Source organism: Streptomyces griseus (assembly GCF_001715295.1).
In the GTDB taxonomy this organism is placed as follows: Bacteria; Actinomycetota; Actinomycetes; order Streptomycetales; family Streptomycetaceae; genus Streptomyces; species Streptomyces griseus_G.
Window position 1 is genome coordinate 363,474 of sequence record NZ_MDKB01000002.1, and the last position, 25,166, is coordinate 388,639.

The 25,166-nt window shown below is 71.1% G+C and carries 20 protein-coding genes; 10 read left to right on the forward strand and 10 right to left on the reverse strand.

Features of this window, described 5'->3' with window-relative positions:
* Positions 1-161 precede the first annotated feature (161 nt).
* A complete protein-coding gene (locus tag BA175_RS08120; RefSeq protein WP_069170618.1) occupies positions 162-2,204 on the forward strand; it encodes a M4 family metallopeptidase in 2,043 nt (680 codons plus the stop codon).
* A 123-nt stretch (positions 2,205-2,327) separates the two neighbouring features.
* Here BA175_RS08120 and BA175_RS08125 read toward each other — a convergent pair whose 3' ends face one another.
* Together BA175_RS08125 and glgP are read right to left on the reverse strand one after the other, a co-directional pair.
* On the reverse strand, positions 2,328-4,118 hold the full coding sequence (locus BA175_RS08125; RefSeq protein ID WP_069172004.1) for an ATP-binding SpoIIE family protein phosphatase: 1,791 nt from the start codon (positions 4,116-4,118) through the stop codon (positions 2,328-2,330).
* Between the two features lie 195 nt (positions 4,119-4,313).
* Positions 4,314-6,992 carry an alpha-glucan family phosphorylase gene (gene glgP / locus BA175_RS08130; RefSeq protein ID WP_069170619.1) on the reverse strand — a complete coding sequence of 893 codons (2,679 nt, stop codon included), beginning with the start codon at positions 6,990-6,992 and terminating at the stop codon, positions 4,314-4,316.
* Between the two features lie 701 nt (positions 6,993-7,693).
* Here glgP and BA175_RS08135 point away from each other — a divergent pair.
* The 4 genes from BA175_RS08135 to glgB all read left to right on the forward strand — a co-directional run bounded on the left by BA175_RS08135 (position 7,694) and on the right by glgB (position 15,825).
* Positions 7,694-9,775, forward strand: coding sequence for an alpha-1,4-glucan--maltose-1-phosphate maltosyltransferase (locus BA175_RS08135; protein WP_069170620.1), 2,082 nt, complete (start codon positions 7,694-7,696; stop codon positions 9,773-9,775).
* A complete protein-coding gene (treS, locus tag BA175_RS08140; RefSeq protein ID WP_069170621.1) occupies positions 9,772-11,478 on the forward strand; it encodes a maltose alpha-D-glucosyltransferase in 1,707 nt (568 codons plus the stop codon). The genes BA175_RS08135 and treS overlap by 4 nt, the downstream gene beginning before the upstream one ends.
* 249 nt (positions 11,479-11,727) lie before the next feature.
* On the forward strand, positions 11,728-13,164 hold the full coding sequence (locus tag BA175_RS08145; RefSeq protein ID WP_069170622.1) for a maltokinase N-terminal cap-like domain-containing protein: 1,437 nt from the start codon (positions 11,728-11,730) through the stop codon (positions 13,162-13,164).
* A gap of 54 nt (positions 13,165-13,218) precedes the next feature.
* The gene (glgB, locus tag BA175_RS08150) at positions 13,219-15,825 is read left to right on the forward strand and encodes a 1,4-alpha-glucan branching enzyme (protein WP_079159453.1); all 2,607 of its coding nucleotides are present in this window, start codon (positions 13,219-13,221) and stop codon (positions 15,823-15,825) included.
* A gap of 247 nt (positions 15,826-16,072) precedes the next feature.
* Here glgB and BA175_RS08155 read toward each other — a convergent pair whose 3' ends face one another.
* Positions 16,073-17,323 carry a hypothetical protein gene (locus tag BA175_RS08155; protein WP_069170623.1) on the reverse strand — a complete coding sequence of 417 codons (1,251 nt, stop codon included), beginning with the start codon at positions 17,321-17,323 and terminating at the stop codon, positions 16,073-16,075.
* A 646-nt stretch (positions 17,324-17,969) separates the two neighbouring features.
* On the opposite strand from BA175_RS08155, the gene BA175_RS08160 reads away from it, so the two are divergent.
* Positions 17,970-19,031, forward strand: coding sequence for a hypothetical protein (locus BA175_RS08160; RefSeq protein ID WP_069170624.1), 1,062 nt, complete (start codon positions 17,970-17,972; stop codon positions 19,029-19,031).
* Between the two features lie 56 nt (positions 19,032-19,087).
* On the opposite strand, the gene BA175_RS08165 is transcribed toward BA175_RS08160, so the two are convergent.
* The 4 genes from BA175_RS08165 to BA175_RS08170 all read right to left on the reverse strand — a co-directional run bounded on the left by BA175_RS08165 (position 19,088) and on the right by BA175_RS08170 (position 20,983).
* Positions 19,088-20,287 (reverse strand): methyltransferase domain-containing protein, encoded by a 1,200-nt coding sequence (locus tag BA175_RS08165; RefSeq protein ID WP_254667836.1) that lies wholly within the window; start codon positions 20,285-20,287, stop codon positions 19,088-19,090.
* A gap of 2 nt (positions 20,288-20,289) precedes the next feature.
* Positions 20,290-20,427 (reverse strand): hypothetical protein, encoded by a 138-nt coding sequence (locus BA175_RS31085; protein WP_175420771.1) that lies wholly within the window; start codon positions 20,425-20,427, stop codon positions 20,290-20,292.
* Between the two features lie 111 nt (positions 20,428-20,538).
* Positions 20,539-20,667, reverse strand: a complete 129-nt coding sequence (locus BA175_RS32105) for a hypothetical protein (RefSeq protein WP_302622486.1) — start codon at positions 20,665-20,667, stop codon at positions 20,539-20,541.
* Between the two features lie 103 nt (positions 20,668-20,770).
* Positions 20,771-20,983, reverse strand: coding sequence for a hypothetical protein (locus BA175_RS08170; protein ID WP_069170625.1), 213 nt, complete (start codon positions 20,981-20,983; stop codon positions 20,771-20,773).
* 773 nt (positions 20,984-21,756) lie between these two features.
* On the opposite strand from BA175_RS08170, the gene BA175_RS08175 reads away from it, so the two are divergent.
* Entirely contained in the window at positions 21,757-22,581 is an 825-nt protein-coding gene (locus BA175_RS08175) for a helix-turn-helix domain-containing protein (RefSeq protein WP_069170626.1), read from the forward strand.
* Positions 22,582-22,592: 11 nt separating this feature from the next.
* Positions 22,593-22,802 carry a DUF397 domain-containing protein gene (locus BA175_RS08180; RefSeq protein WP_069172007.1) on the forward strand — a complete coding sequence of 70 codons (210 nt, stop codon included), beginning with the start codon at positions 22,593-22,595 and terminating at the stop codon, positions 22,800-22,802.
* 153 nt (positions 22,803-22,955) lie between these two features.
* Here BA175_RS08180 and BA175_RS31090 read toward each other — a convergent pair whose 3' ends face one another.
* The 3 genes from BA175_RS31090 to BA175_RS08195 form a co-directional block, all read right to left on the reverse strand.
* Complete coding sequence (locus BA175_RS31090) at positions 22,956-23,186, reverse strand: DUF6119 family protein (protein WP_069170627.1); 231 nt, start codon at positions 23,184-23,186, stop codon at positions 22,956-22,958.
* A gap of 293 nt (positions 23,187-23,479) precedes the next feature.
* Positions 23,480-23,821: a thioredoxin gene (gene trxA / locus BA175_RS08190; protein ID WP_069170628.1), complete on the reverse strand. Its 342-nt coding sequence runs from the start codon at positions 23,819-23,821 to the stop codon at positions 23,480-23,482.
* Complete coding sequence (locus tag BA175_RS08195; protein WP_069170629.1) at positions 23,818-24,237, reverse strand: MerR family transcriptional regulator; 420 nt, start codon at positions 24,235-24,237, stop codon at positions 23,818-23,820. Before BA175_RS08195 ends, trxA begins: the two co-directional genes overlap by 4 nt.
* A 198-nt stretch (positions 24,238-24,435) precedes the next feature.
* Here BA175_RS08195 and BA175_RS08200 point away from each other — a divergent pair, with 198 nt between their 5' ends.
* Both BA175_RS08200 and BA175_RS08205 read left to right on the forward strand, forming a co-directional pair.
* Complete coding sequence (locus BA175_RS08200; protein WP_069170630.1) at positions 24,436-24,708, forward strand: type II toxin-antitoxin system Phd/YefM family antitoxin; 273 nt, start codon at positions 24,436-24,438, stop codon at positions 24,706-24,708.
* Positions 24,701-25,153: a PIN domain-containing protein gene (locus tag BA175_RS08205; protein WP_069170631.1), complete on the forward strand. Its 453-nt coding sequence runs from the start codon at positions 24,701-24,703 to the stop codon at positions 25,151-25,153. The genes BA175_RS08200 and BA175_RS08205 overlap by 8 nt, the downstream gene beginning before the upstream one ends.
* The last annotated feature ends 13 nt before the right edge of the window (positions 25,154-25,166 follow it).

Below are 25,166 nucleotides of genomic sequence, written 5' to 3' on the forward strand. Positions count from 1 at the left end.
ACATGACCATTCCGCCAACGGACGAGTTCCGGCCATTGTGTTGACGCGGTCCTGACACACCCCGCCTTCTGCTGACACTCTTCCCCCGTTCCGCGCACCGCCTGCTCCGTCCGGCCGACTCACCCAGCCTGCCGGTGACCCCCCTCGCAGAAGGAGTCCGCGTGAGATCCACGCCCAGCCGTCGTGCCACCGCGACCGGCGCTCTGATAGCCGCAGCAGCCCTCCTCGCCGTCGGAGTCCAGAGCGGCGCCTCCGCCGCCCCGGCCGACGCCACCTCAGCCGCACCGGCCGCCGCCGCGAAGGGCGCCGACCCGGGCGCGCTTCCCGCGAAGCTCTCCCCCGCCCAGCGCGCCGAGCTGCTCCGCGAGGCCGACTCCACCAAGGCGGCCACCGCCAAGGAACTCGGCCTCGGCGCCACGGAGAAGCTCGTCGTCCGCGATGTGGTCAAGGACGTCGACGGCACCACGCACACCCGCTACGAGCGCACCCTCGGCGGCCTCCCGGTCCTCGGCGGCGACCTGGTCGTCTCCGAGTCCGGTACCGGCACCACGGAGGGCGTCACCAAGGCGTCACGGGCCACCAGCGCGCAGCTCAAGGCGGTCGGCACCACGGCGGACGTCGCGCCCGCCACCGCGGAGAAGCAGGCACTGACCGCGGCCCGGGCCGACGGTTCCAAGAGCACCGAGGCCTCCAAGGCCCCGCGCAAGGTCGTCTGGACGGCGAGCGGCACCCCGCAGCTCGCGTACGAGACCGTGGTCGGCGGCCTCCAGCACGACGGCACCCCCAACGAACTCCACGTGATCACGGACGCCTCGACCGGCGCCAAGCTGTACGAGTGGCAGGCCATCGAGACGGGCACCGGCAACACGCAGTACAGCGGCCAGGTCACGCTCGGCACCTCGAGCAGCTCGGGCTCGTACAACCTGACCGACTCCGCGCGCGGCAACCACAAGACGTACAACCTCAACCGGGGCACCTCGGGCACCGGGACGCTCTTCTCCGGCGCCGACGACATCTGGGGCAACGGCAGCGCGTCGAACACCGAGACGGCCGCCGCCGACGCCCACTACGGCGCCGCCGAGACGTGGGACTTCTACAAGAACGTCATGGGCCGCACGGGCATCAAGGGCGACGGCGTCGGCGCGTACTCCCGCGTCCACTACGGCAACTCCTACGTCAACGCCTTCTGGTCCGACAGCTGCTTCTGCATGACCTACGGCGACGGCAGCGGGAACCTCGCTCCCCTGACCTCGCTCGACGTGGCGGCCCACGAGATGACGCACGGCGTCACCTCCAACACCGCAGGCCTGAACTACAGCGGTGAGTCCGGCGGCCTCAACGAGGCCACCTCGGACATCTTCGCGGCGGGTGTGGAGTTCTACTCCAACACCGCCACCGACCCGGGCGACTACCTGGTCGGCGAGAAGATCGACATCAACGGCGACGGCACCCCGCTGCGTTACATGGACAAGCCGAGCAAGGACGGTGCCTCCAAGGACTCCTGGTACTCGGGTATCGGCTCCGTGGACGTCCACTACTCCTCGGGCCCGGCGAACCACTTCTTCTACCTGCTCTCCGAGGGCAGCGGCGCCAAGACCGTCAACGGGGTGTCCTACAACTCCCCGACGTCCGACGGCCTTCCGGTGACCGGCATCGGCCGGGACAAGGCGCTGCAGATCTGGTTCAAGGCGCTCACCACGAAGTTCACCTCCACCACGAACTACGCGGCGGCCCGCACCGGAACCCTCGCCGTGGCCGGTGAGCTGTACGGCACCACGAGCGCCGAGTACACCGCGGTCGCCAACGCCTGGGCCGGCATCAACGTGGGCACCCGCCCCGGTGGCGGCACCGACCCGGGCGGCACGGTCTTCCAGAACACGACCGTCAAGGCCATCGCCGACAACAGCACCACCAACGTCCCCGTCGTCGTCAGCGGCCGCAGCGGCAACGCGCCGAGCGCCCTCCCGGTCGCCGTCGACATCACGCACACCTACCGCGGTGACCTGGTCCTCGACCTGGTCGCCCCGGACGGTACGGCCTACCGGCTGAAGAACTCCTCGTCCAGCGACTCCGCGGACAACGTGGTGGCGACCTACACGGTCAACGCCTCCTCCGAGGTGGCCAACGGCACCTGGAACCTGCGGATCCAGGACGTGTACTCGGGCGACACCGGCACCTTCAACAGCGTCAAGCTCACCTTCTGAGCACCCGCACCACACGCTGAGCACGCGGCGCGCCGGGCCACCGGCCGCCCCCTCAGTACCGAACGGGCCCGGGAGAGGCAGACCTCTCCCGGGCCCGTTCCGCACGGGGCGGTCCGGTGGCGGTCAGGACGGGATGTTCTGCTCAGCCCACACGACCTTGCCGCCGGCCGTACGGCACGAACCCCACCTGCGACACAGCATGTTGATGAGCTGCAACCCCCGGCCGCCCTCGTCGCTGACGCCGGCGTGCTGGATCTGGGGCAGATCGGGCCCGGTGTCCGCGACCTCCACCGCGATCCGCTCGTCGCGCAGCAGCCGGAGGCGGCCGGGACCGCCGCCGTACCGCATGGCGTTGCCGACCAGTTCACTGACGACCAGTTCGGTGACGTCGGCGAGATCGGCCAGCCCCCACCGGGTGAGCTGGTCCGTGACCAGCCTGCGGGCGGTGGAGGCGGGATTGCCCTCCGTGGGCAGGTCCCACACCCGCAGACCTGCCTCCGGCGGCAGCTCGCAGCCCCGGGCGACCAGCAGCACCGCCTCGTCGAATCGGCCCTCGACCTGCCCCAGGAGAAGGTGCAGGCCCCCGTCGTCCAGGTCCTCCGGCGCCATCGCGCCCACGGCCGCGCGCAACCCCTCCAGCTGGACGTCCACGTCGTCGGTACGGGTCTTGACCAGTCCGTCGGTGTAGAGGACGAGCCGGCTGCCGGGCGGGGCGTGCGTCCGCAGCGGGTCGTACGGGATGACTCCGGTACCGAGCGGCGCCCCGACCGGCACGTCGAGGAACCGGGAGCCGCCCTCGCCGTCCACCAGCAGCGGCGGCGGATGGCCCGCGCTCGCGATGGTGTAGCTGGCGTCGGCCGGGTCGTAGACCGCACACAGGCAGGTGGCGACCTGGTCGTCCTCCAGGTCGCGGGTGGCCAGGTCCAGCCGGGCGAGTACCCGGTCGGGCGCGATGTCCAGCGTCATGAGCGTGCGTGCCACGGTCCGCAGCCGGCCCATCGTGGCGGCGGCCGCCACCCCGTGCCCGGTGACGTCGCCGACGACCAGTGCCGTCCGTCCGCCGGGCAGTGCCACCACGTCGTACCAGTCGCCGCCCACGCCGTGCGCGTCGGCGGCGGGCGCGTAGTGCGCGCGCACCCGCAGGCCGGGGGTGTGCGGCGTGGCGCGCGGGAGCAGGCTGCGCTGGAGGGAGAGGACGTGCTGGCGCTCGCGCCCGTAGAGGCGGGCGTTGTCCATGAACACGGCCGCCATCGCGGCGAGCTGACCGGCCAGTTCCGCGTCGGCCCGGTTGAAGGGCGGGCTGTCGCCCGCGCGTACGAAGTCGGCCGAGCCCAGCAGCACGCCGCGCGCGATCAGCGGCACGGCCAGGTAGCTGTGGACGCCCTGGCGCCGCATGGCCGCCGCCGCGCTGTCGGTCGGGGCGACGCGCTCGAAGTCCTCCTCGGTCATCCTGCTGACCAGCACGGCCTCGCCGTTGCGCAGGCAGTGGGTGGTCAGCAGGGTCTCGCGGCGCTCCCGGCGGTCGACGACCTCGCCGACCGGGGAGGGCTCCAGCTCGGACAGCGCCTCGACGGCCCGCACGGCCATGGCCCGGGTGACGGGGACGGCGCTCCCGGTGACGCGCTCGCCCTCCTCGCCGTGCAGTACGGATTCCAGCAGGTCGACGGCGGCACCGTCCGCGAGCCGGGGCACGCTGTAGGCGGCCAGTTCCTCGGCCGTCCGCTCCAGGTCGAGCGTGGTACCGATCCGCGTGCTGGCCGTGTGGAGCCAGCGCATCCGGGCGGTCGTGGTGAAGCGGTCCGCCCGCACGGCGCCGACGGTCTCCGGGTGGCGGATGTGCAACGGCCGGGCGGTGCCGCCCTGCGCGGCCAGCCGACGGGTCAGGCGTCTCGCTCGGCCTCCGCCGCCGTTCACCGTGCTGACCTCCACTCGCGCCCGGGGGCGCATCGCTGTCGCGTCGGTGGCTCGTGAGCCTCTGAGGCACCGGCAGTCATGTTAGCGAGATCACGGTGAAATCACCCCGGTCGGTTCCACCGGATACGGGCGAAAAGGAAAGCCGGACACCGGAGGGCCCGCCACCCGGCGGGTGCCGGGCCCTTTGGACGGGTGTCAGCGCAGCAGCACTCCGCCGCCCTCGACCGCCGAGGCGGCCGGGACCGTGACCAGTCCCAGCTCCGCACCTGAGGCAAGCAGCGCATGCGAGGGCAGGACCCGGACCGTGTACCCGTAGGGCCCCGTGCGGTCGAGGGCGAGAGGACCCTCGTACAGCCAGCGGTCCGCCAGGTCGTGACCGCCGGCGGGTTTCAGCGGGAAGGTCTGGGCCTCGGCGATCGCGTCACCGGAGTCGACCCGTCCGGCCACCACCTGCACCTCCACGTCCTCCGGGTCCAGGCCGCCCAGAGCGATCCGCACCCGGAGCGCGAGGGTGGAGCCCAGCTCGGCGGAGCCGCCCACCACGGTGTCGGCCGAGGCCTCCACATGGTCCACGGCCACCCGGGGCCAGGCAGCGCGGACCTTGGCCTTCCAGGCGGCGAGCTCCTGGGCTGCGGCCGGCCCCAGCGCCCGGCGGGCCAGCGCCGCGGGGGCGTAGAGCCGCTCGACGTACTCGCGCACCATGCGGCCCGCGAGGACCTTGGGCCCCAGGGTGACCAGGGTGCGGCGGACCATCTCGATCCACCGCTCCGGGAGGTCCTCGGCGTTGCGGTCGTAGAAGCGGGGGGCGACCCGCTCCTCGATCAGCGAGTAGAGGGCGCCCGCCTCCAGCTCGTCGCGCCGCTCCTCGTCGGTGGCGGAGCCGTCGGCTGTGGGGATCGCCCAGCCGAAGTCCGGTTCGAACCACTCGTCCCACCAGCCGTCGCGCACCGAGAGGTTGAGGCAGCCGTTCAGCGCGGCCTTCATCCCGCTCGTGCCGCAGGCCTCCAGGGGGCGCAGCGGGTTGTTGAGCCAGACGTCGCACCCCGGGTAGAGCTTCTGCGCCATCCCCATGCCGTAGTCCGGCAGGAAGACGATGCGGTGACGCACGCGCGGGTCGTCCGCGAACCGGACCAGCTCCTGGACGAGCCGCTTCCCTCCGTCGTCGGCCGGGTGTGCCTTGCCGGCGACGACGATCTGGATGGGGCGCGTGGGGTGGAGCAGGAGGGCCCGGAGCCGGTCGCGGTCGTGCAGCATGAGTGTCAGGCGCTTGTACGAGGGGACCCGGCGGGCGAAGCCGATGGTCAGGACGTCCGGATCGAGCACGTCGTCGATCCAGCCCAGTTCGGCGGTGCCGGCGCCGCGCCTGCGCCATGAGGCGTAGAGCCGTTTGCGGACCTCGGTGACGAGCTGCTCGCGCAGCCCCCGGCGCAGCTCCCAGATCTCCCGGTCCGGGACGGTGGTGACGGCGTCCCAGCGCCGGGGGGTGCCGGCCGGGCCGTCCCCGGCGCTCTCCCCCTGGCCGACCCCGGCGCCCGCGAGCGCGTTCTCCGCCCGTTCGGTGCCGAACTTCCTGGCGCCCAGGCGCAGGACCTCGGGGGCGACCCAGGTCGGCGCGTGCACCCCGTTGGTCACGGAGGTGATCGGCACCTCGGCGGGGTCGAATCCCGGCCACAGGCCGGAGAACATCTCCCGGCTGACGGCTCCGTGGAGCGTGGAGACGCCGTTGGCCCGCTGCGCGAGCCGCAGGCCCATCACCGCCATGTTGAAGAGGTCCGGCTCACCACCGGGGTAGGTCTCCATGCCCAGGCGCAGGATCCGGTCCACGGCGACGCCCGGCAGCTCGCCGTCGTCACCGAAGTGGCGGGCGACGAGCTGGCGCTCGAACCGGTCCATGCCGGCGGGCACCGGGGTGTGGGTGGTGAACACCGTTCCGGCCCGCACCACTTCGAGGGCGGCGTCGAAGTCCAGTCCGGTGTCGCAGAGTTCACGGATGCGCTCCAGGCCGAGGAATCCGGCGTGGCCCTCGTTGGTGTGGAACACCTCGGGGCCGGGGTGCCCGGTCAGCCGGCAGTACGTCCGCACGGCACGGACCCCGCCGATGCCGAGCAGTATCTCCTGGAGCAGCCGGTGATCGCTGCCGCCGCCGTAGAGCCGGTCGGTGACGTCGCGTTCGCCCGGCGCGTTCTCCTCGACGTCGGAGTCGAGCAGCAGCAGCGGGACACGGCCGACGTGGGCCTGCCAGATCGAGGCGTACAGCGAACGCCCGCCGGGCAGGGCGAGCACGACCCGGCCGGGGGTGCCGTCCGCTTCCCGCAGGAGGGTGAGCGGCAGCTCGTTGGGGTCGAGCACCGGGTAGTGCTCCTGCTGCCAGCCGTCACGGGACAGGCTCTGCCGGAAGTAGCCGTGACGGTAGAGCAGACCGACCCCGATGAGCGGCACGCCGAGGTCGCTGGCGGCCTTGAGGTGGTCCCCGGCCAGGATGCCGAGTCCGCCGGAGTACTGGGGCAGCGCGGCGGTGACCCCGAATTCGGGGGAGAAGTAGGCGATGGCGGCGGGGAGCTCCGCGCCCCGGCCGAGCTGCTCCTGGTACCACCTCGGGCCGTCGAGGTACTCCCGGAGGTTCTCGGACACCTCCGTGAGGCGGCGCACGAAGTGCTGGTCCCCGGCCAGCTCGGTGAGACGGGCGGCGGAGACCGCGCCGAGCAGGCGCACGGGGTCGGCGTCCGCGGGCCGCCAGCCCTCCGGGTCGGCCTCCTGGAAGAGCTGTCGGGTCTCGGTGTGCCAGGACCAGCGCAGGTTGCGGGCGAGGTCGCTGAGCGGTCGCAGGGGTTCGGGGAGGACGGGACGCACGGTGAATCGACGAATGGCCTTCACGTATCCCACCTTTACAGGGGACGTACGGATCCGAGGGGACGCACCACGGTGTGCGTCCTCTCCGTCACCCTCGACGGTAGCGGCGTGCCGCCGAACGCGGCGACGGCGCGCGACCGGCTCAGTGGGGCCGGTGCCGCACGGACCGCCCGCCCCGGGCCCGTCCGTCGCGCCGCGCGCGCCCTCCCACGCCCCCCGCGTTCCGCTTCGGCCCCGGCCGTCCCGCGCACCCCGCCGGCCCCGATCGGCCCAGGCGCCGGACGGGCTCACCTCCATCCCGGGCGATATGGCTGATTTCCCCACCTCGCGCGGTCTTGTGGCGCTTCGCACCGCACGGAAGGCTGCGGTCTGTGCGTGACGCGTCGGCCGGGGAACGGCACGCCGCGCGCACAGCGCGTGCACGGCGTGCACCCCGGAGTTAACACGCCGTCGGGTTGGCGGCGCGGAAGCGGGGGGAAGGCTTCCACCGTACCCACCCGCGCAGCGCAGCCCAGGTGCCCCGATTCCGAGCACGTGATCCTCGCGCACCTGCCATTCGAGTGCCATTCGAGTGAACGCGGACAGGAGCGGCCATGCACACAGCCCGCCAGCCGACGACCGAGCAGCTACAAAGGACGCAACCCCACCATCGCGGCGCGCGCGGTCAGCCCCTCGCACCCACTCCGCGTTCCGTGCATGCCGAGCTCCAGCCCCCAGGTGATTCCATGATCGGTCGCATTCCCGTCCTGGACGTCCGTCCGCTCGTCGACTGCGGCAGACGGCCGGCCAAAGCCGTCGCAGGCGAGACCTTCCAGGTCAGCGCCACCGTCTTCCGTGAAGGCCACGACGCGGTGGCCGCGGACGTGGTGCTGTGCGATCCGAGCGGACGGCCCGGCCCGTGGACGCCGATGCGCGAACTCGCCCCGGGGACGGACCGGTGGGGCTGTGACGTCACCCCGACGGCGGAGGGGCACTGGACCTACACGGTCGAGGCGTGGAGCGATCCGGTCACGACCTGGCGCGGCCACGCACGGATCAAGGTTCCGGCCGGTATCGACGTCGCGCTGGTCCTCGCGGAGGGCGCGGAGCTGTACGAGCGGGCCGCCGCCGGTGTGCCGAAGCGGGAGGGGCGCGAGGCGGTGCTGGCCGCCGTGGACGCGCTGCGCGACGCGGGCCGCCCGGAGGCCGAACGGCTCGCCGCCGCGCTGACCCCCGAGGTCGACGAGGTGCTCGGCCGGTACCCCCTGCGCGAACTGGTCACCGCCTCCCGGCCGATGCCACTGCTCGTCGAACGCCGGCGCGCGCTGTACGGGTCGTGGTACGAGCTCTTCCCGCGCTCCGAGGGAGCGCACCCGGAACCGGCCGTGCCCGCGAAACCCGCCCGCACACCGCGGTCGGCCGAGGCGGCGGGCGGGGGGAGCGGCCCCGCGGCGGAGGCGGGTCTCGCCGCCCCGGCCCCGCGGATGGTCAGCGGCACCTTCCGTACGGCCGCCGAGCGGCTCCCGGCCGTAGCGGCGATGGGGTTCGACGTGGTCTACCTGCCCCCGATCCATCCGATCGGCACCACCCACCGCAAGGGCCCCAACAACAGCCTCTCCCCCACCGCGGGCGACCCGGGGGTGCCCTGGGCGATCGGTTCGGCCGAGGGCGGTCACGACGCCGTCCACCCCGATCTCGGCACGCTCGAGGACTTCGACCACTTCGTGCGGACGGCCCGCACCCTGCGGATGGAGATCGCACTGGACTTCGCGCTCCAGTGCTCGCCGGACCATCCCTGGGTGACCGAGCACCCCGAGTGGTTCCACCACCGCCCCGACGGATCCATCGCCTACGCCGAGAACCCGCCGAAGAAGTACCAGGACATCTACCCGATCGCGTTCGACAAGGACATGGCCGGCATCGTCGCGGAGAGCGTCCGGGTCCTGCGGTTCTGGATGGACCGCGGCGTACGCATCTTCCGTGTCGACAATCCGCACACCAAGCCGGTCGTCTTCTGGGAGAAGGTGATCGCCGACGTCAACCGCACCGATCCGGACGTGATCTTCCTGGCCGAGGCGTTCACCCGGCCCGCGATGATGCGCACGCTGGCCGCGGTCGGCTTCCAGCAGTCCTACACGTACTTCACGTGGCGTAACACGAAGCAGGAACTCACCGAGTACGCCCTGGAGCTCGCGGGCGAGAGTGCCTCGTACATGAGGCCGAACTTCTTCGTGAACACGCCCGACATCCTTCCCGGTTACCTCCAGGACGGCGGCCGCCCGGCCTTCGAGGCGCGGGCCGTGCTCGCCGCCACGCTCTCCCCCTCCTGGGGTGTGTACGCGGGATTCGAGCTGTGCGAGAACACCCCGGTGCATCCCGGGAGCGAGGAGTACCAGGACTCGGAGAAGTACCAACTCAGGCCCAGGGACTGGGATGCGGCGGAGCGTGAGGGCCGCTCACTGGCCCCTCTGATCACCTCGCTCAACCGGATCCGGCGTCGCCACCCCGCGCTCCAGCAACTGCGCGACGTCCACTTCCACCACGTCGACAACGGGGCGCTGATCGCCTACAGCAAGCGTTCCGGTGCGGACGTCGTCCTGGTGGTCGTCAACCTCGACCCCCACCACACCCAGGAGGCCACGGTCTCGTTGGACATGCCGCGCCTCGGCCTCGACCGGCACGAGAGCGTGCCGGTGCGCGACGAGCTCACCGGCGCCACCTATCACTGGGGCAGGACCTTCTATGTGCGTCTGGAGCCGGGTGTGACACCCGCGCACGTCGCCGTCCTGCGACCGTCCCCGCCGACCGGAGGGTCACCCACACCATGATCGTCAATGAGCCCGTCCACGACCTGTTCGAGGACACTCCCGCCAAGGACCGCGATCCCGACTGGTTCAAGCGCGCCGTCTTCTACGAGGTACTCGTCCGGTCCTTCCAGGACTCCAACGGCGACGGCGTCGGCGACCTCAAGGGTCTGACCGCCAAGCTCGACTACCTGCAGTGGCTCGGTGTCGACTGCCTCTGGCTGCCCCCCTTCTTCAAGTCGCCTCTGCGCGACGGGGGTTACGACGTCTCCGACTACACCGCCGTGCTGCCCGAGTTCGGCGACCTCGCCGACTTCGTGGAGTTCGTCGACGCCGCGCACCAGCGCGGCATGCGCGTGATCATCGACTTCGTCATGAATCACACCAGCGACCAGCACGACTGGTTCCAGCAGTCCCGCACCGACCCCGACGGGCCGTACGGTGACTACTACGTCTGGGCCGACGACGACAAGCAGTTCCCGGACGCGCGGATCATCTTCGTCGACACCGAGACGTCCAACTGGACGTTCGACCCGGTGCGCAAGCAGTACTACTGGCACCGGTTCTTCTCGCACCAACCCGATCTCAACTACGAGAACCCGGCCGTGCAGGAGGAGATCATCTCGGCCCTGCGCTTCTGGCTGGACCTCGGCATCGACGGGTTCCGGGTGGACGCCGTCCCGTACCTCTACCAGCGCGAGGGCACCAACTGCGAGAACCTCCCCGAGACCCACAACTTCCTCAAGCGGGTCCGCAAGGAGATCGACGCCAACTACCCGGACACCGTGCTGCTCGCCGAGGCCAACCAGTGGCCGGAGGACGTCGTCGACTACTTCGGCGACTTCCCGGCCGGCGGCGACGAGTGCCACATGGCGTTCCACTTCCCGGTGATGCCGCGGATCTTCATGGCCGTCCGGCGCGAGAGCCGCTACCCGGTCTCGGAGATCCTGGCGAAGACCCCGGAGATCCCCTCCGGCTGCCAGTGGGGCATCTTCCTGCGCAACCACGACGAGCTCACGCTCGAGATGGTCACGGACGAAGAGCGCGACTACATGTACGCGGAGTACGCCAAGGATCCGCGCATGCGGGCCAACATCGGCATCCGCCGCCGCCTCGCCCCCCTGCTGGACAACGACCGCAACCAGATCGAGCTGTTCACCGCCCTGCTGCTGTCCCTCCCCGGCTCGCCGATCCTCTACTACGGGGACGAGATCGGGATGGGTGACAACATCTGGCTCGGTGACCGCGACGCCGTACGCACCCCGATGCAGTGGACCCCGGACCGCAACGCCGGCTTCTCCTCCAGCGATCCGGGGCGGCTCTACCTCCCCACGATCATGGACCCGGTCTACGGGTACCAGGTCACCAACGTCGAGGCGTCCATGGCCTCACCGTCCTCACTGCTCCACTGGACACGGCGGATGATCGAGATCCGCAAGCAGAACCCGGCCTTCGGCCTCGGCTCGTACAGCGAACTGCCGTCGTCGAACCCGGCGGTCATCGCCTTCACCCGCGAGTACAAGGACGACCTCGTGCTGTGCGTCCACAACTTCTCGCGCTTCGCGCAGCCGACGGAGCTCGATCTGCGCGCCTTCGACGGGCGTCATCCGGTGGAGCTGATCGGCGGGGTCCGTTTCCCCGCGGTCGGACAGTGGCCCTACCTGCTGACCCTGGCCGGGCACGGTTTCTACTGGTTCCGGCTGCGGAAGGACGTTCCCGTCGGCTGACCGAACCGGTCGGCCGGCCGGCGGCGCCTCGCCTTCCGGCGCCGCCCGCGGGGCGGTTTCCGCCGCCCCGCACGGGGCACTCTCCCCCATATCGAGCTCTTCCGGGCTCCCTCCGGGCCCTTCGGGCCCATTGATCGAGTCCGTACGGACCATCCTCTCCCGACACGTCCCGCACAGCCGGACAGCCATTGCCGCAATCCGGGACACTCTTCGCATCCTGTGGTGTGCCCGGGGAAAGGACGCGATGCCATGTCGGAGGCTGCATCCACTCGAGTCGCCCTGGCGAAGAGCACAACAACGACACAGTCGACGAGACGAAGTCCCGCGAGCGCCTCGGGCACGACGGCGCTGCTGCCGTCACTCGTCCCCCTGCTCCACGAATGGCTGCCACGGCAGCGCTGGTTCGCGGGCAAGGGCCAGCCGGTCACCGGCTTCTCCCTCGTCGCGGCCACCGAGATACTGCCGCTGGACGCCTCCGCCGCGGGCCCCGGCCTGCTGCATCTGCTCGTCCGCGCCCACCAGCCGAGCCGTACCCCGCAGTCGCACGAGGACTGCTACCAGCTCCTGCTCGGCGTGCGCACCACACTGCCGCCGCGGCTGGCCGGGGCCCGCATCGGGCAGGTCGCGGACGGCCCGCTGGCCGGCCGCACCCTGTACGAGGGCCTGCACGACCCGCGCGTCGCCGACCTGTTGCTGGAACGATTCCGTAACCCGGGTTCGCTCGGCCACCTCACCTTCGAACAGGCCGTGCCGATCCCGGCGGGACTGCCCCCGCGCGTCCTGGACACCGAGCAGTCCAACTCCTCGCTGGTCTACGGCGACGCCTACATCCTGAAGATCTTCCGGCGGGTCTTCCCCGGCATCAACCCCGACCTGGAGCTGCCTCTCGCACTCGGCCGCGAGGGGTGCCGCCGGGTGCCCGCCCCGGTCGCCTGGTTCGAGGCGGAGACCCCTGAGCCGCTCACCCTCGGGGTGTTGCAGCCGTTCCTGCGCGGAGCCGCGGACGGCTGGCAGCTCGCCCTGGCCTCGCTCACGGCGGGACGCGACTTCGTGCCCGAGGCGCACGCGCTGGGCCGGGCCACGGCCGAGGTCCACACGGCCCTGGCGGCGGCCCTGCCGACACCCGCGCTCGCCCAGGAGCGGACCGGCCACCTGGTGGCCGGGATGATCGAGCGGCTGGAGAGCGCCGCGCAGGCGGTCCCGGCCCTCGTGCCGTACGTACCGGGGCTGCGCACCGCCTTCGACGCCGTCGCCGCGCTGGGCCGTACGGGAAAGGGATGGGCCGCGCAGCGGATCCACGGCGACCTGCACCTGGGGCAGACCCTGCGCGGGCCGGACGGTTTCTGGTCGCTCATCGACTTCGAGGGCGAACCGGCCCGTCCGCTGCACGAGCGCCGCAGCCCGCAGCCGCCGGTACGTGACGTCGCGGGCATGCTCAGGTCCTTCGACTACGCGGCCCGCTCGCACCGGCCGTGGAACCCCGAGTGGGCGGCCCGCTGCCGTGCCGCGTACTGCGAGGGCTACGCCCGGGCGGCGGGCACCGACCCGCGCGGCGAACCGGAGCTGCTGCGCGCCCACGAGACCGACAAGGCGGTGTACGAGGTCCTGTACGAGGCCCGGCACCGCCCCGACTGGCTGCCCGTCCCGATGGCCGCGATCCACCGCCTGGCCGGCACGCCCGTGTGACCCTCCCCTCCCCTCCCTCACGCCCGTCCCCCACCCCCCGAGGAGGCAGTCCCTGTGACCGCCCGCAAGCCGTCCCGCACGTCGCCCGAGTCCGCTCCCGAGCCCGTCGAGGTCCCGCCCGCCGCGCCGCCCGTGACCGCCGAGGTCGGCGCGCCGTCCTCCGACACGCCACCGCCCGCCAAGCGCAGGGCGAAGCGCACCACCGCCGCCAAGACCACCGCGGCCGGCAGGGCCACCACCGCCAATACCCGCGCGGGTACCAGGACCACCGCCGCCAAGGCCCCCGGCACCACGTCAGCGGGTGCCGGAACCGCGGCCGCGAAGGCCACGGCCGCCGGGCGCCTCCCCGCCGACCGGCCCGTCCCCCGCGACGCGCCCGCCGCCGCCGGAACCCCGGCCGTTCCTGCGCCGGAGCCCGCCGCCACCGGCACACCGCCCCGTCCCCGGCGCGGCGGTGGGAGCAAGGACGCCCTTCCGGCCGCGGCTCTGGCCGACACCGACCGGAGCCGGCTCCTCGCCGGTGAACACCATGCTCCGCACGACGTCCTGGGCGCCCACCCCGCCCGGGGCGGGGTCGTCGTCCGGGTCCTGCGCCCCTTCGCCCGCTCGGTGACCGTGCTGGCGCAGGACGTGCGGGCCGAGCTGCAGAACGACGGCGACGGCTTCTTCTCCGCCGTCCTGCCGATGCCGTCCGTGCCGGAGTACCGCCTGCTGGTCGCCTACGACGACAACGAGATCGAGGTGGAGGACCCGTACCGCTTCCTGCCGGCGCTCGGTGAGCTCGATCTGCACCTGATCGGCGAGGGCCGGCACGAGGAGCTCTGGCGGGCGCTCGGCGCACAGCCGATGGAGCACCAGGGTGTGCCGGGCACCCGCTTCACCGTCTGGGCTCCGAACGCGCGCGGCGTCCGTGTCACGGGCGACTTCACCTACTGGGACGGCACGGCCTTCCCGATGCGCTCGCTGGGTTCCACGGGGGTGTGGGAGCTGTTCCTCCCCGGGGTCGGCGAGGGGGCCGTCTACAAGTACGACATCTGCCGGCCCGACGGTTCGCACACCCTGCGCGCCGACCCGATGGCCCGGCACACGGAGGTGCCGCCCGCGACGGCCTCGGTGGTGACGGCCTCGCACCACGTGTGGCAGGACGGGGACTGGATGGCGCACCGGGGCGACCGGCCGGTGCACGAGTCCCCCTTCTCGGTCTACGAGGTGCATCTCCCCTCCTGGCGGCCGGGCCTGAGCTACCGTGATCTCGCGGCCCAGCTCCCCGCCTACGTGCGGGAGCTCGGCTTCACCCACGTCGAGCTGATGCCGGTCTCGGAGCACCCCTTCGGCGGCTCCTGGGGTTACCAGGTCACCGGTTTCTACGCGCCGACGTCCCGCATGGGGACCCCGGACGACTTCCGCTTCCTGGTCGACGCCCTGCACGGGGCGGGCATCGGCGTCCTCATGGACTGGGTGCCCGCGCACTTCCCGCGCGACGACTGGGCCCTCGCCGAGTTCGACGGCCGCCCGCTGTACGAGCACTCCGATCCGAGGCGGGCGGCACACCCCGACTGGGGCACCCTGGAGTTCGACTACGGCCGCACCGAGGTCCGCAACTTCCTGGTCGCCAACGCCACGTACTGGTGCGAGGAGTTCCACATCGACGGCCTGCGGGTCGACGCCGTGGCCTCGATGCTCTACCTCGACTACTCGCGCGAGGACGGCCAGTGGACGCCCAACGAGTACGGCGGCCGGGAGAACCTGGACGCGGTGGCCTTCCTCCAGGAGATGAACGCGACCGTCTACCGGCGCAATCCGGGCGTGGTCACGATCGCGGAGGAATCGACCGCCTGGAGCGGCGTCACCCGCGCCACGCACGACGTCGGGCCCGACGGACTCGGCGGCCTGGGCTTCGGGCTGAAGTGGAACATGGGCTGGATGCACGACTCGCTGGTGTACATGTCGAAGGAACCGGTGCACCGCAAGTACCACCACGACGAGATGACGTTCTCGATGGTGTACGCGTACAGCGAGAACTACGTGCTGCCGATCTCGCACGACGAGGTGGTGCACGGCAAGCAGGCCCTGGTCTCCAAGATGCCCGGCGACTGGTGGCAGCGGCGCGCCGACCACCGTGCCTACCTCGGCTTCATGTGGGCCCACCCCGGTAAGCAACTCCTGTTCATGGGCCAGGAGTTCGCCCAGGGCGCCGAATGGTCCGAGAGCCACGGCCCCGACTGGTGGCTGCTGGACGAGACGTACGAGGCCTCCGCCGACCACCGGGGCGTCCGCACGCTGGTCACCGACCTGAACGCGGTGTACGGGGCGCTGCCCGCGCTCTGGCAGCGCGACACGTCCCCGGAGGGTTTCTCCTGGATCGACGGCGGCGCGGCGGAGGACAACGCGCTCTCCTTCGTGCGCTACGACGCGGACGGCTCACCGCTGATCGCGGTCTGCCACTTCTCGCCGGTGGTGCGGCACGACTACCGCATCGGCGTGCCGGACGGCCCCGAGGCGTGGGCCGAGATCATCAACACGGACGCGGCACGGTACGGCGGCGGCGACGTGCGCAACGAGGGCCCGCTGAAGCCGGAGGCGGCACCGTCCCACGGCAGGGACACCAGCATCACGCTGACGCTCCCGCCGCTGGCGACGGTGTGGCTGCGGCCGGCCTGAGGGGCGGCGCGGGGCGACACATCCGGTCATCCCGGAGTGCCGCCCCGGCTCCTCCGCAGACGCAGGTGGCCGGACCCCGAGCCTAACGCGCACCACGCCGGAGGCCGTCGACACCTCGACGCAGGAGTCTCCCTCGCTGCTGTTGCTGTAGCTGCCTGGGCGTGCAGCACCACCCCCGCGGGGCGTCCTTCGAGGGCGACCGCACCGCCCCCAGGCCGTACGGCACCCCCGTTCGGCCGACCGGCGGTCAGGGGGCCTGGACGTAGCAGGTGTAGGAGCCGGCGACCGTCGTCCTCGTCCCGCCCGCGCCCGGCGTCCGGCCGACCAGGACCGAGACGGTCACGCTGGACTCCCCCACGAAGCTGAACCCCTCCGCATAACGGCCGCCGCGCCGCCAGTCCTGCGGCGCGGCGGTGTAGGCACGCCCGCACTGCTCCCTCGCGTAGGTGTCACCGTTCACGGTCTCCTGCTTGCCGGGGAGGCTCCGGTCCACCTTCACCTGGGCCAGCACCCGCAGATCATGTCGGTCCGCGCAGTCGACGGGCCGCACAATCGCCTCGGAGCCCAGTCCGGTGTCGCCGGTGGTGGCGCACCGTCCGCCCTTCAGCGTGCCGACGAAGACCAGCACCTTGCCGGCGTCCTCGACCGGTTCTCCGCCCTTCCCCGGCCTCCCGTCCTTCACGGGCTCGCCGAAGGCCGAGAGGCTGTACGCCGCACGCAGCGTCCGCACATCGCCAAGGAGCTTCCGCTCGTGCAGCCGGTCCAGTACGGGAGCGAGGTCGGCGGTCGCGGAGGCCAGCCGCCCGACGGCGTCCAAGCGCACCGTCAGCCGGACGGGCTCTGTCCCCCAGCCGTCCGGGATGCGCTGGAAGTCACGCGGAAGCAGTTCGGCCGCCACCTCGGGGAGCGCGGTCACCCGGTACACCCGACTGCCGTCCTCCTGCCGCTCGGGCCGCTCCCGGGGGATCACCCGGGGCACGAGATCCGCGAGGGTGCCGCTGTAGGGCGCCGCGTCCCCGGCGGCATGCGCGGCGATCACACCGGTGGCCTCGCCCAGCCGGTTGACGGCCTCGGGCGTGTACTTCAGCCAGGCGGACCTGCCGTGCCGGACGTAGACGTCGTCACCGGCGGTGGCCATCACCTGCCCGCCCTGGGGAGCGGCACCAAGAAGCTTCAGGGTGTCCTTCGAGACGTTCCGGCCGGCGCTGAGGCCGATGTTCGCGCGTGACGTCCCGCTCGCGTAGTCCTGGCTCCCCCGCGCCCGGTACACGGCGTCACCGCCCGCCGTCCCGTACGTCAGGGTCGACACGAAGGCTGCGGTACCCGCCCCGCGCGTCGCGTCCGTCGCCGCCTGGAACTGCTCGGCGAGCGGCTGTCCGTAGACCGCCTTCCCCGCCTCGGCCTTGTCCGCCGTGCCGCATCCGGCCATCCCGATGATGACCGGCAGCAGCAGCGCGAAGGCCGCTCCCCGGTGTCGTACGGTCTTCAGTATCCCCACCCCTTGTGCCTGTTCAGGACAGTGATACTCCTTCGCCCTCACCCCCACGACACCAGCACGGAATGATCACACCGCACACACGCGGAAGGCCGGGTCCGCCCCGGGCAGACGGATGCGGCCGGTACGGGAGTCCCGTACCGGCCGCATCACAGGCTCTACGCTCGGATCCGCGAGATGGTGTACCGATCCCTTCAGCCACATCGCATCGAGTTGACTGGACACGTCCCCGGAGGGCTTCAGCTGGATCGACGGCGGCGCGACGTGGAGGAGAATGCGCTCTCGTTCGTCGAGCTCCGGGCTTCGAGAGCCGATGCGGGCTCCGGGGTCCGAGCTGCGGGACCGACCGGCTCACTCTTTCGTGGGTACACGGAGGGGGCCCGGCCCGGCGCTCGAGCTCCGGGATCCGGCGGCCGGGATGCGGGCTCCGGGATTCGAGCGCTCTTGGTCAACCGGTAGGGGAAAGAAGGGGGTTGGGAAAACCTCCCCACCCTCCCCGCCCCGTCACGACCAGCCGGTATGACTAAATGTGATCAGCTTGCCACGTGACGTCACACCTGCTTACGGCGCCTCCGACGAAACGACCCCGACACGGTGCGACCAACACCGGGCCGGGGTCTCACCCCAAGATCGAACGGAAGACGATCTCGTGGCTACCGAGCACCCTAGTCCCGCCCTGCGCGCCCCTGCATCCTCCCGCCCGTACCCGAAGGCCCACCGCGGCTACGGCAAGCGCTCGGTCCCGGACCAGCGCCCGCCGCACGCCGACGACTTCGCGCCGCTGCCCGAGCGTGAGCGCCACATCGCGGGATACGTCGACCACCTCCCCGACGGCGCGGCCATGGACATCAAGACGTTGGCCAAGCACCTTCCGCTGTGCGGTCAGATGGCCGTCGGCAGCGCCCTCAGGGCCCTGACCGTCGCCGGTCACCTGCGGCGCGCACAGGGCCAGGCAGGCGAGGGCGAGAGCCGCTGGGTCACCCGCACGTACTGGTCCCGCACCGCCCGGGACAACGAGTGGTGGGACGCCTTCGTCAAGGCCGAGAACACCCGGGCCGCCCAGGAAGCCGCAGCGCTCCCGGCCGTGTCCCCGCCGCCGTGCTCCCCGCCCCCCACCGACGAACCCCCCGCCGCGCCGCCCGCGCCCCAGCCCGCGCCCGCCGTGCCCGCCGTGCCCGCCGCGCCCGCCGTGCCCGCCGTGCCCGCCGTGCCCGCCGTGCCGCAGCAGCGGGCCTCCGAGCCCACCCCGGACGGCCCCTCGCCCGCCTATCTGGCCTTGGCCCGACTCGGCCGCGACGAGCCCCGGTTGGCCCTCTCCGGCGCCGACTGCACCGCCTTGGAGGAGTTGGCCACCGCCTGGCTGGACCGGGGCGTGACCACGGACTACCTCACCCACGCCCTCACCGCCGGGCTCCCCGACCGGGTCGACTCCTCCGTCGGCTTCGTCCGCCGCCGCCTCCGCGACAAGATCCCGCCCCGCCTGCCCGCAGCCTCGGCCCCGGCCGTATCCGGCGCCCCCGTACGCCGTCTGATGATGGAGTGCACCGAATGCGGCACACCCGGCTCCTCCGCGGCACTCCCCGACGGCCTCTGCCGCCCCTGCCGCACGCCCGCCTCCGGAGCGGCCCCGGAGGCTCCCGCCGACCCGCCCACCGAACGTGACATCCACGCCCTGGTCGGCAACCTCCGCGAGCTGCTGAAAGCCCCCTGAGCGCAACGCGCCGAACGGGCGTCAGGGAGCCGGAGGGCCGGTACGACGGCTCTACTTCACTCGTTCCGCGCGCGAGGCCCCGGAGCCCACCGGGGCACAGGGTTGGCCGGAGCGTCGAGCCAGACCACGTGGCCGCGGTGATCCACGGTGAGGCCGAACCGGTCGAAGTCCGGTTGGCCCTGCTGGTACCACCACCGCCACGCGGCCTCCAGTTCACGCCACAGGTCGCGACGCCCTGACTGCACGACGCGGAAGGAGGTCTCCCCGCTCGTGTAGTCGGCCGACGCCCAACTCGTCCTTCCCCTGTCGAACAGCCACAGCCGGTAGGAGTCCTCCCGTACGTCCGACACACGGCAGAACATGTCCGGGACCTGCACACCGATCGCGAACATGTGGATCCACTCGCCCACGTCGTCGGGTGACAGTGTCGTCCTGGACTCCACGCCGCCGGCGGGCCAGAGGTCCTCGTCGAGGAAGTCGCTCGCGGGCGGCAGGTTCTTCCTCTGCTCGCGGAGCCGCATGAAGGCGGACGAGCCGACGAACCGGCCGGTCAGCACTCCGGCCTCCGTGACCGTGAGCCTGGCCACCGCCTCGCCCCCGTACACAGGCCCCCACGGGGCCACGATCACCGCCCCCGGTTCGGTCTGGCCCACCCACCGGCCCGGAATGCTCCCGACCGAGCACGTGGCGATGATCCGGTCGTACGGCGCGTCCTTGCCGTAGCCCCGCGCGCCGTCGCCGACGATGGCTTTCGGGTGGAAATCCGCAGCCATGAGCCGGGCGCGGGCCGTGGCTGCGATCCGCTCGTCCACCTCGACCGTGACGACGTTCATGTCTCCGAGCCGGTGGCACAGCAGAGCGGCGTTCCAGCCCGTGCCCGTGCCGACCTCCAGCACCCGGTGACCGGCCTCGACGTCCAGCGCCGCGAGCATGGAGAACACCATCGTGGGCATCGAGTTGGAGCAGGACGGCGTACGACCCCGGCCAGGGCCCGTGTGCTTCCCGTCATCCCACTGTGTCGTGATCGGAGCATCCGTGTACACGGTCTTCCACCACAGTTCCGGGTCCTCCGACCGAACCACCTGGTCGTCCTGGCGGTTCGCTCCCGCTCTCCCCGGCCAGATGACATCCGGGACGAAGAGGTGACGGGGCACCGCCTTGAAGGCCGGCAGCCAGTCGGAAGCCAGCACACCCTTTTTCATGAGCCCGGAGGCCAGCCCGTCAGGACCGGCCTCCGACATCGTCTTCTCGGACACGGTCAGCGCCCGTCCGCCGGTGTCTGCCCGTCGCTGCTGTTACCGCCTTCGTCGGAGCCACCTCCGCCGTGCTTGTTACCCGAGTCGCTGTCGTCCTGCGGGTTTCCTCCGTCGGCCTGGAGCATCCAGAACGGGCTCATAGAGGTGTCCTCTCGGTGTTTCGTCGAATCGTTCTCTTGCGACCCGCCCTGCCGAGGGCGGGGTGGGGCCCCGCCTCCCCGGCGTCGTACCGAGCACCGGGAGGCGGGAGATCAGGGGATGGCGGTGTCCTTCGCGGCGAAGTGGTCCCGGACCATGCGGTCCAGCTCGGCGATGCAGGCCTCGCAGCCGTACATCGGCGCGTCCATCCCGCGTGACGAGACGGGCCCGAGCCACGTCACCAGCAGTCCTGAGCCTCGGCAGTACAGCCAGCACCTGCCTGCCACCCACTGCCGGCCGCCCGTTTCGGACCGGCCAGGACTCGGCCGGGCCCAGGGGGCGGAGTCATGCGAGGGCAAGACAACCCGGACAGTTCACGGCGCGAGTCCATACGTCCTTCTCGTCACCGGCCTCACCGGCACCGCATACCGACGTCACCTCACGAGAGCGCTCGGGGTCATCGAACGGGCCGGTGAGTTTGTGCACGGTCATCACGTCCTCCCCGACCGTGCCCGCCGCCCACACCGGCGTCTCCTCGGATTGCACCTTCGTGCTCATGTCCCGCCTTTCTGCCGTTGCCTGTCTAGCCTTCCGACCGCCACCAACTGCTGTTCATCCGCATCGGTTGCGGGTCGGATTCTCCGGAAGTGGACGCGCCACGCGGGACCGACCAAGGGGCTCATTTCGTTGAGAGGGGCGCATCCACATCCCGAACCGTGCCCGGGGATTGTCGTAGTGCCGATCGAAGATGACCGGCCTCACGTCGATCGCTTCCGGTCCGGCGGAAGCGAGTGCGCATTTCACGCTTCGCGGTCGGTTCGCCACGGGATTCTTCGCCCTCACTCCCGGTCGGCTCTACGGTGCGGATGGTTTGCGATCTCCTCGTTGCAACTCCGGACCGTGACGACGCTCCCTGCCGCATGCGCTGACACTCGCTGCCGCTTCAGCGCCCCGCACACGTCGCAACCCTCCACAGGCACGGGCTCCGGGGCAGGCGCGTAAAGCGCCGGTACAGCCGTGGGGTCACTCACCGTTCGAACTCCCTTCCGTAGTCCGACCTCGACCTCCTTGAGCACGTGCGTGCTCGGCATGGCGTATCCGGTGCGTGGTACCCAGTCCGGGACCAGTCGCCAGAACGCATCCGCATCGATCGGCGCGACCGGCTCGTCCGCGTCGCTGCGGCGTTGCCGGGCGGTGGGTGACCGGGGAGTGTGCTTCCAGGGCACGACCCACTCCTCTCTGTAGTCGCATCGCTACGGGGCCCGCCCAGCGTGACGTAGAGTCAGGAGCCCTTCAACTGGGCAATACAGAAGGAAGGATTGGGCGGCGGAATGGTCAACCGCAAGGAATTGGACCCTGGGAGCAGCCCTCGAGCAGCCTTTGGCGCCCACCTGCGCAGGTTGCGGGAGGATCGAGGCTGGAATCAGGAAGAGCTGGCCGAGAAGCTGGCATATTCCGGTCAGCATATTTCGGCTGTCGAAACCAGCCGGAAGCCGCCGACTCTCCCCTTCTCCCGCAAAGCCGATCTCGTCTTCGGCATCACCGGTTCCGCCGATTCGCTCGAGCGCGAGTGGCGCGACATGCGACACGGCTCGCTACTGGAAGGCTTCCCCGAGTACGTGGGACATGAGGGCCGAGCAGTAGAGATTCGGCTGTTCGAGATCGGGATCATTCCCGGCCTGCTTCAGACACCGGATTACGCACGGGTGTTGGCGAACAGCGCCGTGCGGCGGGGTGCCATCACGCCTGAGCAAGCGGATGAGCGCGTTTCGTTCCTGGCGGAGCGACAGGCGGCGCTGGTGCGGCACCAGCCACCCATGATGTTCGTGACCATGGACGAAAGCTGCCTCCGTCGGCCCGTTGGCGGGTCCTCGGTCATGGCAGCCCAGCTGGAGCGTCTGGTCGAGTTCGCCGAGCTGCCGAACACGGTGCTACAGGTGGCACCGTTCGAGATAGGCGCACGACGCACGTTCGACCTGCCCGTCAACCTCTTGACGCTGCCGGATCGGTCCGTGATCTGCTATGCCGAGTCGCAGGCTCAGGGGCACCTGGACCGAGAGAGTACGTCCGTGATGCCCATGCTGACGGCCTACCATCAGCTCCAGGCCGAAGCACTGTCGCAAGCGTCATCCGTGACCATGATCAGCCAGTTGTGAAAGGGCACCACGTGACCACCGAATCCCCCCGCTGGTTCAAGTCCTCGTACAGCAACAACGGCGGCAACTGCATCGAGGTCGCCGCCAACCTCGTCGTCTCGCACGGCGTGGTTCCCGTGCGTGACTCCAAGGACCCGAGCGGCCCAGTTCTGCACTTCGCCGCCTGCGCGTTCGCTTCGTTCGTCGCCGACGTGAAGGCCAGGGAGTCCGCCATCATCTGATCTGCTCCAGGCACCCGACCAGAACCCCGCCGCTCCACCAGCTTCGGAGCGGCGGGGTTCTTCGCTCGGCGAGGTCACACCACGACAACGGGGAACCGGCCTGCACCCTGCGGCCTCCACCAGGCGCGGCCGGTGTCCGCCAGGACGGTCCCGTCAGGCGTAGATCGGTACCACCTCGACCCTGGCCCCCATCCCCTGCAGCGCCAGCGCGGTCTGCAGCAGGGACACCTGGGAGAAGGCGAACAGTGAACCCGCGGTGATCGAGACGCCGTACTTCAGGCGGATGGCCAGGACGACGGTCGGCGTGGCCAGGATGTCCTCGGGCCGCAGATCCGAGCGCAGCCCGGCGACGCGGGCGAGGAACTTCCTCAACGTGATGCTCACGCCGGGCGGAGTGGTGAAGGTGCCCGACTTCGGGGTCGCGGCGCTGCTCGGTACCGGCGGCGCTCATCCGTATCTCACGCAAGAGGGGATGACCGTGGGCACTTCCGGCCTACATGTCCCCCACGCTGGTCGATGCGACACTCCGCTATCGCGGGACGGACACGACCGCGCTCGCGGGCATCGAGGATTTCGTGAAGCGCCTGAATCGCTTCGACAGAGCGTAGGGGGCCAGCTGTTCGGGCAGGTTCCCCCGCATGGACAGCTGGCCCGGCGGCCTCTGAGTCGGCCTGGTCTCAAGCCGCCGGGAGCACGTCCTCGAGCTCCTGGAGCAGCCTGCGCTTCGGGCGGGCGCCCACCATCGACTTGACCGGTTCCCCGCCCTGGAACACCATCAGCGTCGGCATCGAGAGGACGGCGTAGCGGCTCGCGATGCCCGGGTTGGTGTCCACGTCGATCTGGACGACCTTCAGGCGGCCGGCCTCCTCGGCGGCGATCGCGCTCAGTACAGGAGCGAGTTGGCGGCAAGGGCCGCACCAGTCCGCCGTGAACTCGACGAGGACGGGGAGCTCCCCGTCCAGGACCTCGGCATCGAACGTCGTGTCGGTGACCTCGGCTACACCTTCTGCGTGGATCATCTGCCCTCGTTCTCCCAGTTGAGTTCGCATCGTGGTTCGGGGCCGCCCGGCAGATCGGCGGAAGCCTCCAGTTCGGCGCGGGCCAGCTGGGTGCCCACTTCCGTACGGACCGACTGGAGTTGGGCGATGAGTGCGTCCAACTCGCCCAGCTTGCGCCGGTAGACCGCCAGCGAGGTCGGGCAGGCGTCGCCGGCCGGGTGGCCGGCGCGCAGGCAGTCGACGAAGGGACGGGTCTCCTCCAGGTCGAACCCGAAGTCCTGCAGGGTCCGTATCTGCTGGATCAGCCGCAGATCGGCCTCGTCGTACGTGCGGTAGCCGTTGTCCGCCCGGCGGGCGTGCAGCAGTCCGCGTGATTCGTAGTACCGCAGCGTCCGTGTCGTCGTCCCGGCGCGTTCGGCCAGCTCCCCGATTCGCATACCGCGACCGTATTCCTTGACGTTCGCGTCAAGGCAAGGGCTTGACCCCGTCCACGGGTACGAAGTCCACATCCGCGATCCCCGCGGCAACGGTCCGGGCACCCAGGGCGGTGCGTCCACCATGCCGTCGTCCACATCCCGTACGGCTGAGAACCGGAGGTCCGGGCGCCTGTGTAGAACGAGTAGTACGCTGACTCCATGAACGACAGCAGCGAGGTCCCGCTCCGCGAGCTGAATCAGCAGACCTCGCGGGTCATGGCCCGCGTACAGGCCGGCGAGACGGTCACGATCACGAAGGACGGCGTTCCCATAGGGGACATCGTCCCCCGGGGTCTGCCTCTGGGGAGACCCGCGTACCCCTTCCGCACAGACCCCATGGGGCCGCTGGACCTTCCCGACCTGGGCGGGCCCGAACTCTCCGACGACGAGATCGACGCCACGCTGCGGGGCCTGGGCCGGGTCGATGACTGACATCCCCGTCGCGATCGCCGATACGAACGCGCTGTACCGCCTCTTCACCCCCAAGGACCCCCGCCACGGGGCGCACAGAGAAGCGCTGAGCAAGGTGGGGCACCTCGTTGTGCCCCCGATGGTGCTGACCGAACTGGATCACCTGCTGACCTCGAAGATCGGGGCGGGCGCCTCCATGAACGCACTCGACTTCGTGGCACGCCAGGTCGAGGTCCGCCGCTTCGAGCTCCCGGACGTCGCGTCCCACCTGCGGAGCACCATGGCCGTCATGCGCGGGTACCAGGACGCCGACAACGGCCGGGGGGTCGGCCTGACCGATGCGATGAACGTCGTACTCGCCGCCGCCTACCGCACAGCCGATCTCTTCACCTCCGACCGGCGCTTCAGGATCATGCGCCCGCTCACCGGCCACGCCGCGTTCCGGCTCCTGCCTGACGATCTGTGAGCCGGTGTGTCCT